The organism is Sinorhizobium sp. P24N7, assembly GCF_042436655.1.
Lineage (GTDB): Bacteria > Pseudomonadota > Alphaproteobacteria > Rhizobiales > Rhizobiaceae > Sinorhizobium > Sinorhizobium meliloti_A.
Map to the genome: position 1 here is coordinate 50204 of NZ_JBHMIW010000015.1, position 14500 is coordinate 64703.

A 14500-nucleotide genomic window follows, 5' to 3' on the forward strand; every position below is an offset into this window, starting at 1 on the left:
CGGCCACAATGGCGAGGCAAATGCCGGATCCTATTGCCTTTGTTGGAGGCGGGGACGTAGCCAAGAGATGCAGCTAGCCAGAGACGCTATCTGCCGTTTGATCAAAGAGGAAGGTCTGACCACGCGATTCCGGTGCGCCTCTTCAAAATACATCGGCAAGCACGCTTCGTCCGATCAAGCATAGTCTTCGACACGCGGATCACATCATCGTCGACAAGCGCGTCGCGGATTTCCTTCGGGCATTGTCGAGCGCCTTACTCGGCTTCCATTTCGAAAGTGCGGTACTCGCCACTTCGCTCCGCGTGAGATGAGCGGGCGCTCTACCGCAAGCCGAGCCGGCGGAGAGTGAGCACGTCTTTGGCGGCGCCAAGGCCCAAGAAAAAACAACTCTTAGTGAATAGTAGGTCCGCTCACGGTCTGCGCTTCTGCGACAATTCTGGTTGGACGCAAAGACAGCTCGAAACTGGATGTGCATGCCAGATTTAACGGGAGGATTGCTCATGAAGCCCAGGATTTCTGTACTGACGCTTGGCGTCGCAGATCTTGAGCGGTCTCTCGCTTTCTATCGTGACGGCCTGGGACTGCACACCCCAGGCATCATGGGCCGCGAATTCCAGCATGGCGCCGTCGCGTTCTTTGATCTTTCGAACGGTGTCAAACTTGCTATCTGGAATGAGGACGATTTGGCTCACGATAGCGGCCTGACGAAAGGGCCCACCAGCAGCACATCATTCTCGATCGGTCACAACGTCTCGCAGCGAAGCCAGGTGGATGAAGCCATGGAACAGGCACGCGAAGCCGGCGCGGCCATCGTGAAGCCTGCCCAAGAGACATTTTATGGGGGATATGCGGGCTACTTCACCGATCCCGATGGTCACCTGTGGGAGGTCGTGTGGAATCCGGCCAATATGCCGGAGGGCGACTGACTTGAGCCGACCGTCCGTGAGGCTGAGGCTTCCGCAAAGAGCGACGCTGCCAATTGTTTGCCCGTTAACCCACGTGATCGACGGCAAGTGCCTGCGGTAGCGGTTTGATGAGCGACTTGGCAGATACGGTCGGATCCAGCCAGTCGGCTCAGGCGCGGGAAAATTTTTCGTAAACGCGACGAACCAGCTGGAGAAAAAGGAGCGCTCGCCGAAGCTGGAGCGCTGCAGTTGTTGGACACGTGCGGTTGCCCCTTTAGATCGAGAGGAGAACAACCTCCGAAATAGGAACACTATGCAAACCGCTTATTCGCTGGAAAATTCCGTCAACTGGACAAGTCATCGCATAGGTCCATGTCGAGCGTTCGGTTATCGCGTTCCGACCCACGAAGTGGAAGCTGTTTCGTAAGGAGTAGCTTCCGGTGCGCGTGGCATCGCTTTGAAAACATGGGAGCGCGGAAATCGGAAACGGACTCTTGATCAGGCGAGTAATTTCGGAAAATGTGGTCAAAGAGAATGGCTGTTCCGATATCCCGTCATCCGCTTGCGTTGCGGCAATAAATTACAATTGCAAACAATGAACGTTTGATGCTTTCGAATAAGCTTGCTGGATTAGAAGGCGTGTTTGGGGCTGCGGGAAAGCTATTCTTGCGGCGGGGGTTTGAGCCAACGCGCTTTTAGAATAGTATTCTCATGCGCGACGTCGACAAGCGGTCCGATGGACATGGTTTAGCAACATTCGCGAGCGCTCCAGTGGCTTTGGCCGCGCTTCATATGTTCGAGCAGCCCAGTTTGGTCAAAGTGCAGGAATTTCGGCCGGAAGGAGGGCGGTGGGCGGTTATTTCTGAGAGATTTCCGGGGAGTGTCCTCCTCAGCCGATCTCATGCGGATTGCCAGCGCCTGCCTCGGTTTCTATCCTGACGCATAGAGCGCACCCGCTGGTGCCCTGAAACGCGAGGACACTGGAGGCGGAGTCCAGCTGCCTTAAGATTGGAACACCATGAAAGCACCGTGGAAATACCTTGCCCGATTGACGTCGCGGCGACCATCGGCGGAAGCGCAAGGGAGTTCGATTGGGAGTGACAGCGATCCCACGGCTCTCGGAAGCGAAGTGGAGCATACGCCCGCACCTCCATCCAATTCGACGGTAGCTGTCAGCCAGCCTCCCCACGAGGAGGATGTCCCTGTTGATCATGGGTCGGTTGCATCGGATCAGGCGAAAGCCGATGACGGCGCCACCCACGCATTAAAACCGCCGATCGATGCTGAAGAGGCTCGAACACAGGCGCGTGATGAAGCCAACCATTCGGGTGCCGAAGAGAATTCGTTGGTGCCGAAAAGCACGGCAAACACAAAGTCGCAAGGCAAACCGCGGATAAAGCGTCGAGAACGTGGGAAGAGAGCCAACGGCCAGGTGGCCGCCCAGAGCGTTGTCGCCCCAAAGCAGCATAAAAGCGTGCCACCCTCGTCTTCACGGGACCTGTTTTTCAAGGAATTGGCAAGCCTCGACAAGGAAATCAAAATGCTGAGGACCCAACTCACTCACAAGCTTCATCAGCAGAACGTTCAGCTCAAGAAGATGCTTGAGCGCTTCGACGTTTCGTGAGTTGGCGGCGCTTTCGATAAGTGCGCACTTGTTCCGTCCCTGCTCGGCGGCAAAGCCCGATTGCATCGGTTCGAGAGCCTGCTGAGCAGGCAGCTCTCGGTGGAATTGCTTCAGCGTATATTTCGCCGCTACGGGTGCTGCGCCTCAGGACGGGCTCAAGGCGAGTCAAACATCAACTATCCGTAAAGCAGGACTTTGATGGTTGTGTTGACTCTGTGCAGCACTCAGCCGAAAACAGGCGATCACTAAAGGAGGGAATTGCTGATGGCTGACGAGAGTAATGCGGCACCAGTTGCTGCGCCTGTAGCGGACGCGGAAGTGAAAGCACCGACGGCCAAGAGGCAGAGGTCGCCACGGCCTCAGAAGGCGGCTTCCGAACCAGCTCAATCAAAGACGCCGGCCGCTAAACGCAGAGGGTATAGCGAGCAAGAGAAGAGCGAGAAGCTGAGGCTGATCGAGACGCAGGTCGGCGAAGGTGGCACCCTCAAGGACGCGATCAAGAGCGCCGGCATATCAGAGCAGACCTACTATCATTGGAAAGCTGCCGCGAAGCCTGCCGAGCCAAAGGGCACCAACAGCACCAAGCCGGTCCCGGCCGGCGACGAATTGGCAGACCTTGTCCAGCTCGAAGAGGAAAACCAGAGGCTCCGCAAACGATTGGCGGAGAAACTGCGAGCGGAAAATGCCGAACTGCGCAAGAGGCTCGGTCTCGACTAACAAGGACCGGCAATGCGGCTGGGAACAGTCTCTTCGGCGATCCTCCGTGCTGCGCCAAACGCTTTTATCCCTATTTGGCATTGTCACGGCAAACGAAAGCCTGCTGTTCCCCCGCTCTTGTCGGGTGGGAGGCGCACCGGCTGCGAGGCTGGCGAGCAGTTGAAGCGCGATCGGAACGGCTGTATTGGTGCGCCAGCAGAAATGCAGCGGCGCCAGTCGGCGTTCATTTTTCACGGTGCTTGGGATCGGAAGTAGATGAAGACGCCACAACGGAGATTCGTTGTTGAATTCAAGTCGGGGCGACGCCAGCCAAAAGCTCAGACAAACTCAATCTGGGGAGACACGGATCTCAAGGCTTTGGCCCGCGAAGTGGAAGATACGGCGCCGCATCTGTTCGATTCAAATGAAGCACCTGGAACGATTGACTCGGACGAGACTAGGCCGGCGGATGATCCGATCAATGCAGAGTCTGCCAAAGAACGCGCCGACGATTTGGACGCCGCAGTAGCAGCGATACCATTTGCCAAAGGCGCAAAGGTCGAAATCTCGAAGCACAATGATGCCGATCATACGGCCGAAGCGGTTGTGCAGGTGCAGGAGAGCCCACCTGCACCGCAGCCGCGAACGACATCAACCGACACCTCTCGAAAGCGTGCCAAGCGCGCCGCAGCCCAGACGATCGCGCACAACCCGAAGCTTGACCACGAGGGTCGAAGGGCGCAAACCAGGCCAATCGAGAATCCGGTCCTGCTCGACGAGCTTGCTGCCCTGGAAGTGGAGAACAAGCGCTTGAAGAGGTTGCTGGCCAAACAGCTTCGTGCACAGAACCTTCGGCTGAAGAAGATGCTCGAACGCTTTGATGCCGAAAAGCGAGGTGGCACCGGCGTCGGCGCAAAGAACCCGCTGCGGCGCGAGTTCCGCGGATAGCCGCGCGCGGCCTGCGCTACCTCGAGGTCACCTTCCGGATTTCGAGGCTTTGCACTCGATAAATGAAAGTGGTCGTGTCTAAAGGAAATGCGAACCCGAGATTGCTAAGCCAGGCGGAACGTCGAGGTCGGCACTTGCAGTGCAGCGGCGATGCGCCTGAGCCTGGCGGGATCGACATCGGCACCCAATTCGATCCTTGTAATTTCGGCGGCGGTGAGACCGCAGGTCAAGGAGAGGTTCTCGACGCTGTATCCCATGGTCTCGCGAGATTGCTTGACCGCGCCCCCTATATCGACGCGGCCGCGGCATTTGGCAGCGTCCAGGTTGCTCATAGCATTTGTCATGAAATGACTCCTTCGATAATGCGCCAGGAGCGCGCGCTTTTTTCTTGGAGGGAGCCTGCCATCGATCTGTCGGCAGGATCGTTGATGTTGCACTGCAATATAGGTCCAAAAAAGTCGGGTTACAAGATCCGCAAGGTGGCGTTCTGCCCTATGAAAGAGACGCTAGTGATCCGCGACATGAACGTCGAAAGCTACCGGAAACGCTCAGCCGTTTGGGCCAGCCAGGGCGACGGACTAGCCGCCTTCCCGCGACCAAAAACGGAGAAGCGGCGGCGGCTGGATTCGGGCCAACACGAGGCGCTATATCGACGCGCTCCAATTCTGGCGCACATCCGTCGAGCAATCCGAGAGGACCGGCCGGCCGAGTTCCGGGAACGGGACGGCCGGACGGAAGAGCGATTTCGCGGGCTGGAAAACGAGGTCCGGAGGATCGACAACCTGATATATCCGTCACGATTACTGAACAATCGACGGCGACGATCACGACAGCGATCAAGGAACTGCAATCGCTCCTCAACCAGCAATCAGGCGGCCTGAAGGTCGTGCGTGAGAACCTTCAGCGCATCGAGGCCAGCCAGCGCGACGGCGCGCAGCTGCGGCGTTGAAGCCGTGTCCAAACAGGAGAATGGCAGCGCCCTGAGGGAACGGGGGCGCCGCCGTGCGACCGGTCGGAGGGGAAAGAGCCGGCCGCTTCTTCGCGAAGGAGTCGCTTCTGCGTGAGCGACGATGCACAACCCGTCAGCTTTCAGATAGTTCCAAACAGAGATTGGACTTGATCAGGCCTCGGCGCGATTTATAGGTAAGCGACGTTCGAAGCGGTTCCCTTGAATGGACAGGGCAATTGCGCCCCAGCTAGGATGAAGAATACGTCCGTTCGGAGCTGCAGCTGTCCCCCGCTGCAGCTCTATTTGTGTCAGGCCGTCTCTCGGGCTTGAGAAGCGGGGCTGCCGCTTCGTCTTCACCCGGCCACTAAACCGTGCCAATCGTCGCCGAAGAGACAGCACGGGTGCGGGGGTGTCAAAATCGTGAGAAGCCAAAGTGACAGCAACTCGTTAGCGTGAGACCTCGGTCCTATTCCGAACCGGTTGTACGCGCTTATTTCACTGAAATGTCCAAGAGAGCCTTGACGATAATCATTCTATTGCTGGTCTTCGTCATGCTCGTGATCGCGATCTATGGCTTTCTTGGGATTCGGCAACAGCTGATCTAGCAGAAGACCTATGGCCCAAGAAAAGCAGCGCTCCGGCAGATGCGACCCGGAGCGCTGCAGTTGTCCGACATGTGCGATTGTCCGCAAGTCGAAATCCAGAGGAGAACAACCCTTCTTAAATAGGAACACCTTTCAAACAGCGTGCTGGCCGGAATGTTCCTGAAAAAATAGAGTGCCGAGTTTTAATGCCGGCAAATATTAATTCGGCTCCAACAAAGGCTGCTGTGGCAGGGGACTGTCGGGCCCGCCATCGTCATGTGGCCACCAGCTTGCCAATCGTCTCCCGGGCTTCCCTAGCCTGGCTACCGTCGAGACGGGCGATGAGCATCTGGAGCAGTTCGTGCTCCGAAATGCCGCTCTCTGGCGGCAGATACGTGGCAATGTCCTTCTGACAATCCCAGATCAGCTGCTTCATCTTCTCTTTGTCGGCCATGCCGCTCCGAATAGCACCGCCGCCTCAAAGTGCGAACCATGCAGAGGCGAATAGTGCAATCACAATAAGAAGAATTATGATGCCAGCAAGGTTGAGCGAGCTCATTCATACTTCCTCGGCAGGTCAACACGCCACCCGGAGCGAAGTTCTCAGCCTTGCCGAACTGTGAGCGGTCCATGTGCTTCATGTTCTAAAGTGATTAAGGCAGTCTCAGCCTTTCGAATTAATCCGGACGTCTCGCTGGACGGGAAAAGCCACTTGGCAAATATTGTATCTGCTCGCAGCGCGCTGGAGCACGAAAGGTAATGAGCTAGGTTTTAAGCAACAATTTAGAGCAGACCCCGCCACGAGCCAGCGGGATATCGGTGGCGGGGTCGCTTGCGGCGAAAGGTCAATGCCGCGGCGGTGCCTCAAGGCGCAAATTCCATTCGGGCCGGTGCTCGAAGCAAAACCAGTTCGGGCCCGCCCGCCCTGCGGCGAAGCCAAAGGTGCCCAATTTCGTGCAGCTCGAGTGCTCGCAGTAGTGGACAATCGGCCCGGACGCAAATGGGGCTTGGCTCTCAGTTCGTCACTCATCCGTTTGATCCTCCTCCTCGGCCGGCGCCAAACTGCTGCTCGAAAGCCTCTTCCCAATTGGGATACCAAGGACGATTTTGGACGGAGGCAACACTCAAACTGCATTGCTCACGTGAATCAAACTGCGTGGGCGGGCGCGCAGCCGTGTCCCTTCAGCCAAAATCTGGATGCGCTTTGCGAGTCGGTGAGCTAGAAAGGCCTCTCGGACGCTCGGAGAGGCGTTCAGTCAGGAGCCCGACCATGATCAAGATGAGCGTCTACTATCCGGCCGATGGCGGCTCGAAGTTCGATCACGACTACTACCGCACCCGCCACATGCCACTGATCCAGGAACGGCTCGGCGATGCCTGCCTGCGCTACGAGATCGAGAAGGGCCTAGCGGGCGGCGAACCTGGAAGCGCGCCGGAGTTCGTTGCGGCGTGCCACGTCTACTCGCCGAGCCTGGAGATATTCCAGGAGGCGTTAGGTCCCCACCGGGCGGAGATCCGCGCGGACGTCGCCAACTATACCGACATCGCGCCCATCGTGCAGATCAGCGAAGTCGTTGGAGGGTAGGGGGCTTCGGCGCGTGAGGTGAGCCTTTGGTGACCTAGCCCATTTGTGCAGCTGTTTCCGCTTAGGCCGCTGCACTACGATCAAGTGTCGTGGCAAAAAGAACGTCGAAGAAGAAGCCTCCCAACATCCCTCCGACCGATCCTCTGCCGGCGCGCTTGGATACCTGCTTGCAACGGTCGTCAACAAGCCGCCGAAGGGGCCGGACTGGGCCTACGAAGTGAAATGGGATGGGTACCTATCGCGGTGCACATCGAGCCCCGCCGGGTGCGAATACTCACGCGCGCGGGTACGATTGAACCGACAGATTTCCCTCTATTGTCGGCGATGTCCGGCGCCTTGCTGTGAAGACGGCCATCCTCGACGGCGCGGCGGTCGTGCTCGATGGTAAGGGCCGCTCGGACTTCGGCATGCTCCCGTGGGCGCTCGGCCGTCTGCCGTCAGCAGTTGAAGCCGGCGCCATCGTCTTCTATGCCTTTGATCTCCTCTACCTCGACCGCCGCGATTTGCGCCGCTTGCCTCTGCGTGAGCGCCGGCGGCTGCTCGAGCCGATCGCCGCCGGCCGGGAAGGGGCGGTTCGCCTTTCGGAGGAGGTGCAGGCCGACGGAGACGAGTTCTTTCGCATTGCCTGCGCGCACGGCCTCGAAGGCATCGTCGCCAAGCATGTCGAGAAGCCGTATCGCTCCGGTCGCGGCGAATGGTGGCAGAAGATCACCTGCAAGCGGCGTGATAGTTTCGTCATCGTTGGCTTCGAGCCATCGACCGTGCCAGGTCATCTCGGCCGTCTGCTGGTGGCGGCGCTGAAAGACGACGACCTTGTCTATGTCGGTGGCTGCGGTACCGGCTGGTCAAACCAGCTTTCGCGCGAGCTGCGCTTGCTCGAGGGCATGGCGACGAAAACGCCGCCCGTGGCCCTGCGGAGGAAAGGCGCCGTCTTCGTCGAGCCGGAGCTGGTCGCCGATGTCGAGTATCGCGCCTGGACGGGACGGGAAGCTTCGGCATGCAGCGTTCAAAGGGATCTGGGAGCTTGGGGATGATGCCACGATATTTACTCTCCAATAGCAAGTTGGCGCTGGTTCTCCGCTTTCCTATAGAGAACTATATATATCCAGCGGCATCCTGTAGTGGCAAACTTTACGCGTCTCATCGATAAGTAGGGGAGGGGCGTTCATGCCGGAAATGCCAAAAGAAGTGCCGTCAAAGAGCGACGATGATCGGCGGGAATTTCTAAAAAATTGCGGTCGTTTCGCTATTGTGACACCTCCGACCGTAACAATGCTGCTTTCAACCAGCCTGACGTCAAATGCAATTGCTAAGTCTGGCGGCGGGGGCGGCGGCGGGAAAGTTAAAGGCAACAACGGTTGGGGCAACGGCCCGGATCCAACGAACCCGGGCAGCTCCCATGGCGGTGGCGTTTCACAGGGCGGTCCCGGCGCGGGCAATTCGCAAAGCGGTACCAAGACCGGCGGAGCTCGTTAGTCCAGTCAGCCTAGCTGATCGAAGAAGGACGTTGCTTCTCAAGCTCGCGCTTCGCCATCAACGCTACGCCTTCGATCAGCATCCGTGATGTTGCGGCGCGCTCAGTATCTGCACGGCGTTTCTGCAGTTCCTCCACCTTCTTCATCTCTGAGGTGAGGTTGTCTCGGAAGGCGTCGATCCAAGCAGATCCTTCATCTCCTTTCGTTGCGGCGACTTCGACTATCAAGCGCTGGAGCATCATGAAGGTGGCTTGGACCGTGGCGCGCATTTCCGAGTCTGTCATTCCGGTCTCCTATTTTGGAATTGCTCCCAAGCAAAAATACAACCGGAAGTCCAGTAAAAATGCTGTCATGACCTTGTGCGGTGGCCGATAACGGCAAATGGAAAGCGGGTCACGGAGTCCCGAAATAATTCCCGAACTGACCTTCTGGACCTGCAGCAATGCCTTAAGTCTCAGCGCGTCCAGAAATTAGCGCGTTCGGCTGTTTAATGAAAGAAACCCCGCCTTTACGGCGGGATTGCTCAATGGCGCCATGCAGTTTTCAACGGTTGTTCCGAACAGGTGACGACCTAGCGAAGATCCTCCGGGTTTTGCGCCGGCCTCAATTCGATTTCTTTTGCTGAGCAGCTTGCATCCGTATCAGGTTAAGCCTGAGCTCATCGGCGCTGATCTGCGTAATTGCCTCAAGCGCCGAATTGCAGTGTTTACTAAACACTGCATGGAACTCGTCCGGATTGCCGAGCTCGAACATTTTCGTAGGGACATCCGAAATCCGATGTAGCGTGTGCGCCGGTTGGGCGGGAGTGATGAAGGCCTGAACTCCCCCATCGAGAGGTTCCTCAACCTGTGCACCTATGATCTCACCCCGCTCGTCCCTAATGAGTATCATGTTCCTCGTCTTAGGCATTGCCGCCTCCCGTCAGAGTGAAGAAGGTTGAGTTCCAACCAGGGCTATAGCTGTTCTCCACGAGTGCGTAATACCACCAGTCTGTTCCACCGTTCGCGTAAAGAAATCGCTTCTGGTGCCTAGTGGTTTCCAATTGTGTGTAACCAGTGGGCGTGGGGAAAGTGTCAAACGGTAGCGGTGATGCCTGAATCCACTGAGCACCCCGGTCTTCGCCAGTACCGTGTGGAGCAAATCTGACGTAAACCCACGTGGAATGGCCGTTTGCAAGCCAAAACTTACCTAAATTATTGAATGCCATACGAGTATCCCTCCATTAAATCTAAGATTAAAAGAGAAGGCACTATTTAGACTGGCTATCACATAGTATCATTTTGCAACTGCAATATTGCGCCTATTTTCCCATGTCTGATTGGTTTTGGCTGTTCCTCGTGGAACTCTACGGGGCGCGTCTAACCCATCCGGTTAGGACGAAGCGACAGCATTCTTTCCCTATGTCGCTGGGCTTGAAGAGCGAGTCCCTCGTACGCGTCCGACGGGAACCGTTGCGATACACGTCTTTCGTGCGATGCGAGGGCTGACCGACAGCGCAATTTTATAAGTGATCGACCTGAACCGGTTTTCCGTCCAATATTATCTTCAACGGCCGGATGATGTCGGCCGGGTCCAAGAGATTATCCCTAAAATCACCCTCGGGAAGTGTGTCAGCTCGGGTGGCTGCGACTGGAAGGTCAATCACCACATCCTTTGCCCGATTACCTGCCTGGTATGCCGATCTGCTCGCGCATGTCGCGGATGGCGTCGCAAGATAGACCGCCGGCACCCATTCGCCGGCAAGATCCAGTACAAGCACGAGCGAGGCGGCGTTGCGGGCGGCGATGGCGCGGCTGCTCGACGGCCGCCCCGAGCGCACCGACGGCGCGCTCGGGGCGGCCGAAGCGCGTCGCCGGCGGTCCTACCCGAGGGCTGGACGCGACGGACCTCATCCTTGCGGCCACCCTTTCGGGCGCTGGTCTCGCCTATATCGGCGAGTACTCGCTTGCTGCGCATATGGCTGCCGCGCCTTATTCCGGTGCTGGAAGAGTGGTGCCCCGCTTATCCCTGGCTCAGTCTCTATTTTTCGCAACGCCGTCACATGCCCGCCAAACTGCGCGCCTTCATTGACCTGATCAGGGAACAAGCCGTTTGACCAATGGGGTAAAATTGCGCCAAATCATGGGGAGCATGCGCCAGCCCAATTGATGCCGCTCAATCGACTTGGCGGACAGGCTGCTTTTGGACGCGCACAATCGAGGAAGAGGAGATTACCATGGATCAGAAGAGCGATAGTGCGGGCAAGTGTCCCGTCGCACACACGGCACCGAGAGGCAGATCGAACCGCGACTGGTGGCCGGATCAGTTGGACGTCCAGGTTCTGCACCGGCATTCCGGTCTTTCCGATCCGTTGGGCAATACGTTCAACTACGCCGAGGAGTTCAAGAAGCTCGACCTCGATGCGCTGAAGCGGGACCTGCATGCGCTGATGACGGACTCACAGGACTGGTGGCCGGCCGACTTCGGCCACTATGGCGGGCTCTTCATCCGCATGGCCTGGCACAGCGCCGGCACCTACCGCATCACCGACGGCCGTGGCGGCGCCGGCCAGGGTCAGCAGCGTTTCGCGCCGCTCAACAGCTGGCCGGACAACGCCAATCTCGACAAGGCCCGACGTTTGCTGTGGCCGATCAAGCAGAAGTATGGCAACAGGATTTCCTGGGCGGATCTGTTGATCCTGACCGGCAATGTCGCGCTCGAATCCATGGGCTTCAAGACCTTCGGCTTTGCCGGCGGCCGGGTCGACGTATGGGAACCCGAGGAACTGTTCTGGGGACCGGAAGGCACCTGGCTAGGCGACGAGCGCTACAGCGGCGAACGGCAACTCAGCGAGCCGCTTGCCGCCGTGCAGATGGGCCTCATCTACGTCAACCCGGAAGGCCCGAACGGCAATCCCGATCCGGTTGCTGCCGCGCACGATATCCGCGAAACCTTTGCCCGCATGGCTATGAACGACGAAGAGACGGTGGCGCTGATCGCCGGCGGCCACACCTTCGGCAAGACGCATGGCGCGGGCGATCCCTCGTTCATCGGTGCAGACCCGGAAGGCGGCGCGATCGAGGATCAGGGTCTCGGCTGGAAGAGCACCTTCGGCACGGGCGTCGGCAAGGACGCGATCACGGGCGGGCCGGAAGTGACCTGGTCGCAGACGCCCACCCGCTGGAGCAACCACTTCTTCGAAAACCTGTTCAACCACGAGTGGGAACTGACCAAGAGCCCCGCCGGCGCATATCAATGGAAGGCAAAGAACGCCGAGGCTTCCATCCCCGATGCCTATGACGCCTCCAGGAAGCATGTTCCGACCATGCTGACCACGGATCTGTCGCTGCGTTTCGATCCCGCTTACGAGAAAATCTCGCGCCGCTTCCTCGAAAATCCGGACCAGTTCGCCGACGCTTTCGCCCGCGCCTGGTTCAAGCTGACCCACCGCGACATGGGGCCGAAGGTTCGCTATCTCGGCCCTGAGGTCCCGGCCGAGGACCTGATCTGGCAGGACGTGATCCCGGCCGTCGACCACAGGCTGGTCGACGAAACGGACATAGCCGGCCTCAAGGCGAAGGTCCTCGCTTCCGGCCTGTCGGTGCAGGAACTTGTCTCGACCGCATGGGCTTCCGCCTCGACCTTCCGCGGCTCCGACAAGCGCGGCGGCGCCAATGGTGCGCGAATCCGCCTGGCGCCGCAGAAAGACTGGGAGGTCAACCAGCCGACTCAGCTCGCCAGGGTTCTCTCTGTGCTTGAGGGCATACAGAGGGACTTCAACGCCGCCCAGACCGGCGGCAAGAGGATCTCGCTTGCGGATCTGATCGTGCTTGCAGGTGGCGCCGCGGTCGAAAAGGCGGCGAAGGCCGGTGGCCACGACATCGCCGTTCCGTTCACGCCGGGTCGCATGGATGCCTCGCAGGCACAGACCGACGCCGCATCCTTCGCCGCGCTGGAGCCTCGTGCCGATGGTTTCCGCAACTATGTGAGCACCAGCCGCCGGCAATTCATGAAGCCGGAAGAGGCGCTTGTGGATCGCGCTCAGCTGCTGACGCTGACCGCCCCGGAAATGACCGTTCTCGTCGGCGGCCTGCGTGTGCTGAAGGCGGGCGAGCCCAGGCATGGCGTCTTCACGTCCCGCCCCGAAGCGCTGACGAACGACTTCTTCGTCAACCTGCTCGATATGGGCACGCAGTGGTCACCCATCGCAGGGGAAGAAGGCGTATACGAAGGCCGCGACCGCAAGACGGGCGCTGCGCGGTGGACCGGCACCCGCGTCGACCTGATCTTCGGCTCGCATTCACAGCTGCGCGCCTTTGCGGAGGTGTACGCCCAGTCTGACGCCAGGGAGAAGTTCGTGAAGGACTTCGTCGCGGCCTGGACCAAAGTCATGAACGCCGACCGCTTCGATCTGGTGTGATTGAGAGGCCAGGACGTGGCTTGAACCATGTCCTGGCCTTCCCCCGGTCGTGAACCGCTCTAACCGTCTTCAGCTTCTTTCGCCGTGCTGCCGATCAGCGTCAGACACAGCAAAGCCAGCAGCGCGGCCAGACTACTCGCCAAGGCTAGCGGCCACCAGCCTATGTCGATGAAAGGAGCGGCGGCGACGGTACCTCCGGCAGTGATCCCAAGTATAGCGGCAACGACCAAGGCGGCGCCGCGTGAATGATCCCCTCTTGAGGCAAGGATTGCCTGGTGGAAACCAATTGGTCCCCGGATGCCGAACGCGCCGTTTGCGGTCATCCACAGGGGCACGAGCACAGTCAGACTGCGTCCGCCAAACGATGTGTAGAGAAGGATCAGGAGGAAGCCAAGAACCACACCTCCTGTACCGATCATGATCATGCGCTCGGTACCGACTCTTCGGGCAAGCGCATTGGACGCGTTCGACGCCAGAATAAAAAGGGCGATGCCGAAAACTTGAAGGAGAATGAAGTCTCCGATCGTCATGTCTACTGCCCCTGTCATCACTGCGGGGGCGCCGAATACAAAGATGAGAATGCTGGCGAGGGAAAGCGCCTGGCTTAAGCCGTGCCGAAGAAAATCGCGATTGCGGATGATCGACATATAGCTTCGATGGAGCTCGAGAGCCTCGAGCCGGTCCGGAAGCGATTGACGGTAAGCCCAGCTGCCAATGGCGCAGAGAATGGCAAGTCCGGCCAGCATAAGGAAAGAAGTCTGCCATCCCCCCACCGTCATAAGATAGGCTCCGACGATGGGCGCAAGAGCCGGCGTCAAGGACTCGATGGAGCCGAGCCTGCCGAACATGGAAGGCGCCTTGTCCGCAGGGTAAAGCCCGTGAATAAAGCCCGGCGCGAAAACCGCCGGGCCCGAGCCGAACGCGCCTTGCGCGAAACGCAAGACGACCAGCCATTCCAACGTCGGCGCGTAGGCAGACAGAAGAGACGTGACGGCAAACAGGCCCAGCGACCAGACCAACAGCTTGCGGCGAGAGTACCTCGCCCCGAGTTCCCCGAAGGTAAGCAGTCCCACGAGCGTGCCCCCGGCATAGGCTGCGAGGACCATCTGCGCCAATGCCGCAGTCCCGCCGAATGCCGTCGGCATGGCCGGAATTGCAGGCAGCACCAAGTCAGTCCCCGCGATTCCGAGGACGGTGCCGAATGAGATCAGCAGGAACATGACGGTTGGCGAAGCATTCACGGACATACCCGCCCATAACATGCAGACTTCGCTTAACCAATCGCACTTTGCTTATCGGTTTCACCACAAATCTTGATGGCACACGGCAGATGCT

Annotated in this window: 11 protein-coding genes and 5 pseudogenes; 9 read left to right on the top strand and 7 right to left on the bottom strand. The window is 58.8% G+C overall.

What is annotated here, in order from left to right:
* Positions 1 to 500: 500 nt before the first annotated feature.
* A complete protein-coding gene (locus ACFHWW_RS24455) occupies positions 501 to 926 on the top strand; it encodes a VOC family protein (RefSeq protein ID WP_379941311.1) in 426 nt (141 codons plus the stop codon).
* Between the two features lie 64 nt (positions 927 to 990).
* Here the strand turns inward: ACFHWW_RS24455 and ACFHWW_RS24460 are convergent.
* A pseudogene (locus tag ACFHWW_RS24460) lies at positions 991 to 1074 on the bottom strand (SOS response-associated peptidase); the annotation flags it as partial.
* A gap of 849 nt (positions 1075 to 1923) precedes the next feature.
* Here ACFHWW_RS24460 and ACFHWW_RS24465 point away from each other — a divergent pair.
* The 3 genes from ACFHWW_RS24465 (at position 1924) to ACFHWW_RS24475 (ending at position 4173) form a co-directional block, all read left to right on the top strand.
* Entirely contained in the window at positions 1924 to 2529 is a 606-nt protein-coding gene (locus tag ACFHWW_RS24465) for a hypothetical protein (protein ID WP_379941313.1), read from the top strand.
* Between the two features lie 264 nt (positions 2530 to 2793).
* Positions 2794 to 3246: a transposase gene (locus ACFHWW_RS24470; RefSeq protein ID WP_379941315.1), complete on the top strand. Its 453-nt coding sequence runs from the start codon at positions 2794 to 2796 to the stop codon at positions 3244 to 3246.
* A 255-nt stretch (positions 3247 to 3501) separates the two neighbouring features.
* Positions 3502 to 4173, top strand: coding sequence for a hypothetical protein (locus tag ACFHWW_RS24475; RefSeq protein ID WP_379941317.1), 672 nt, complete (start codon positions 3502 to 3504; stop codon positions 4171 to 4173).
* Between the two features lie 104 nt (positions 4174 to 4277).
* On the opposite strand, the gene ACFHWW_RS24480 is transcribed toward ACFHWW_RS24475, so the two are convergent.
* From ACFHWW_RS24480 to ACFHWW_RS24490, 3 genes and pseudogenes are all read right to left on the bottom strand, one after another.
* Complete coding sequence (locus ACFHWW_RS24480; RefSeq protein ID WP_379941319.1) at positions 4278 to 4517, bottom strand: helix-turn-helix domain-containing protein; 240 nt, start codon at positions 4515 to 4517, stop codon at positions 4278 to 4280.
* A 1408-nt stretch (positions 4518 to 5925) separates the two neighbouring features.
* Positions 5926 to 6160: pseudogene (locus tag ACFHWW_RS24485) on the bottom strand (hypothetical protein).
* Between the two features lie 391 nt (positions 6161 to 6551).
* Positions 6552 to 6736: pseudogene (locus ACFHWW_RS24490) on the bottom strand (hypothetical protein).
* A gap of 240 nt (positions 6737 to 6976) precedes the next feature.
* Here ACFHWW_RS24490 and ACFHWW_RS24495 point away from each other — a divergent pair.
* From ACFHWW_RS24495 to ACFHWW_RS24505, 3 genes and pseudogenes are all read left to right on the top strand, one after another.
* A complete protein-coding gene (locus tag ACFHWW_RS24495) occupies positions 6977 to 7291 on the top strand; it encodes an EthD family reductase (protein WP_379941321.1) in 315 nt (104 codons plus the stop codon).
* 89 nt (positions 7292 to 7380) lie between these two features.
* Positions 7381 to 8350: pseudogene (ligD, locus tag ACFHWW_RS24500) on the top strand (non-homologous end-joining DNA ligase).
* 108 nt (positions 8351 to 8458) lie between these two features.
* Positions 8459 to 8767 carry a hypothetical protein gene (locus ACFHWW_RS24505; protein ID WP_379941323.1) on the top strand — a complete coding sequence of 103 codons (309 nt, stop codon included), beginning with the start codon at positions 8459 to 8461 and terminating at the stop codon, positions 8765 to 8767.
* A gap of 10 nt (positions 8768 to 8777) precedes the next feature.
* Here the strand turns inward: ACFHWW_RS24505 and ACFHWW_RS24510 are convergent, their stop codons facing one another.
* Positions 8778 to 9050 (bottom strand): hypothetical protein, encoded by a 273-nt coding sequence (locus ACFHWW_RS24510; protein WP_379941325.1) that lies wholly within the window; start codon positions 9048 to 9050, stop codon positions 8778 to 8780.
* A 319-nt stretch (positions 9051 to 9369) separates the two neighbouring features.
* The gene (locus ACFHWW_RS24515) at positions 9370 to 9675 is read right to left on the bottom strand and encodes a hypothetical protein (protein ID WP_379941327.1); all 306 of its coding nucleotides are present in this window, start codon (positions 9673 to 9675) and stop codon (positions 9370 to 9372) included.
* Between the two features lie 963 nt (positions 9676 to 10638).
* Between ACFHWW_RS24515 and ACFHWW_RS24520 the strand changes: the two are divergent.
* Both ACFHWW_RS24520 and katG read left to right on the top strand, forming a co-directional pair.
* Positions 10639 to 10861 (top strand): annotated as a pseudogene (locus tag ACFHWW_RS24520) (LysR substrate-binding domain-containing protein); the annotation flags it as partial.
* Positions 10862 to 10981: 120 nt separating this feature from the next.
* Positions 10982 to 13165, top strand: a complete 2184-nt coding sequence (katG, locus tag ACFHWW_RS24525; protein ID WP_379941329.1) for a catalase/peroxidase HPI — start codon at positions 10982 to 10984, stop codon at positions 13163 to 13165.
* A gap of 59 nt (positions 13166 to 13224) precedes the next feature.
* Here the strand turns inward: katG and ACFHWW_RS24530 are convergent, their stop codons facing one another.
* Positions 13225 to 14427, bottom strand: coding sequence for a multidrug effflux MFS transporter (locus ACFHWW_RS24530; RefSeq protein WP_379941331.1), 1203 nt, complete (start codon positions 14425 to 14427; stop codon positions 13225 to 13227).
* Positions 14428 to 14500 lie beyond the last annotated feature (73 nt).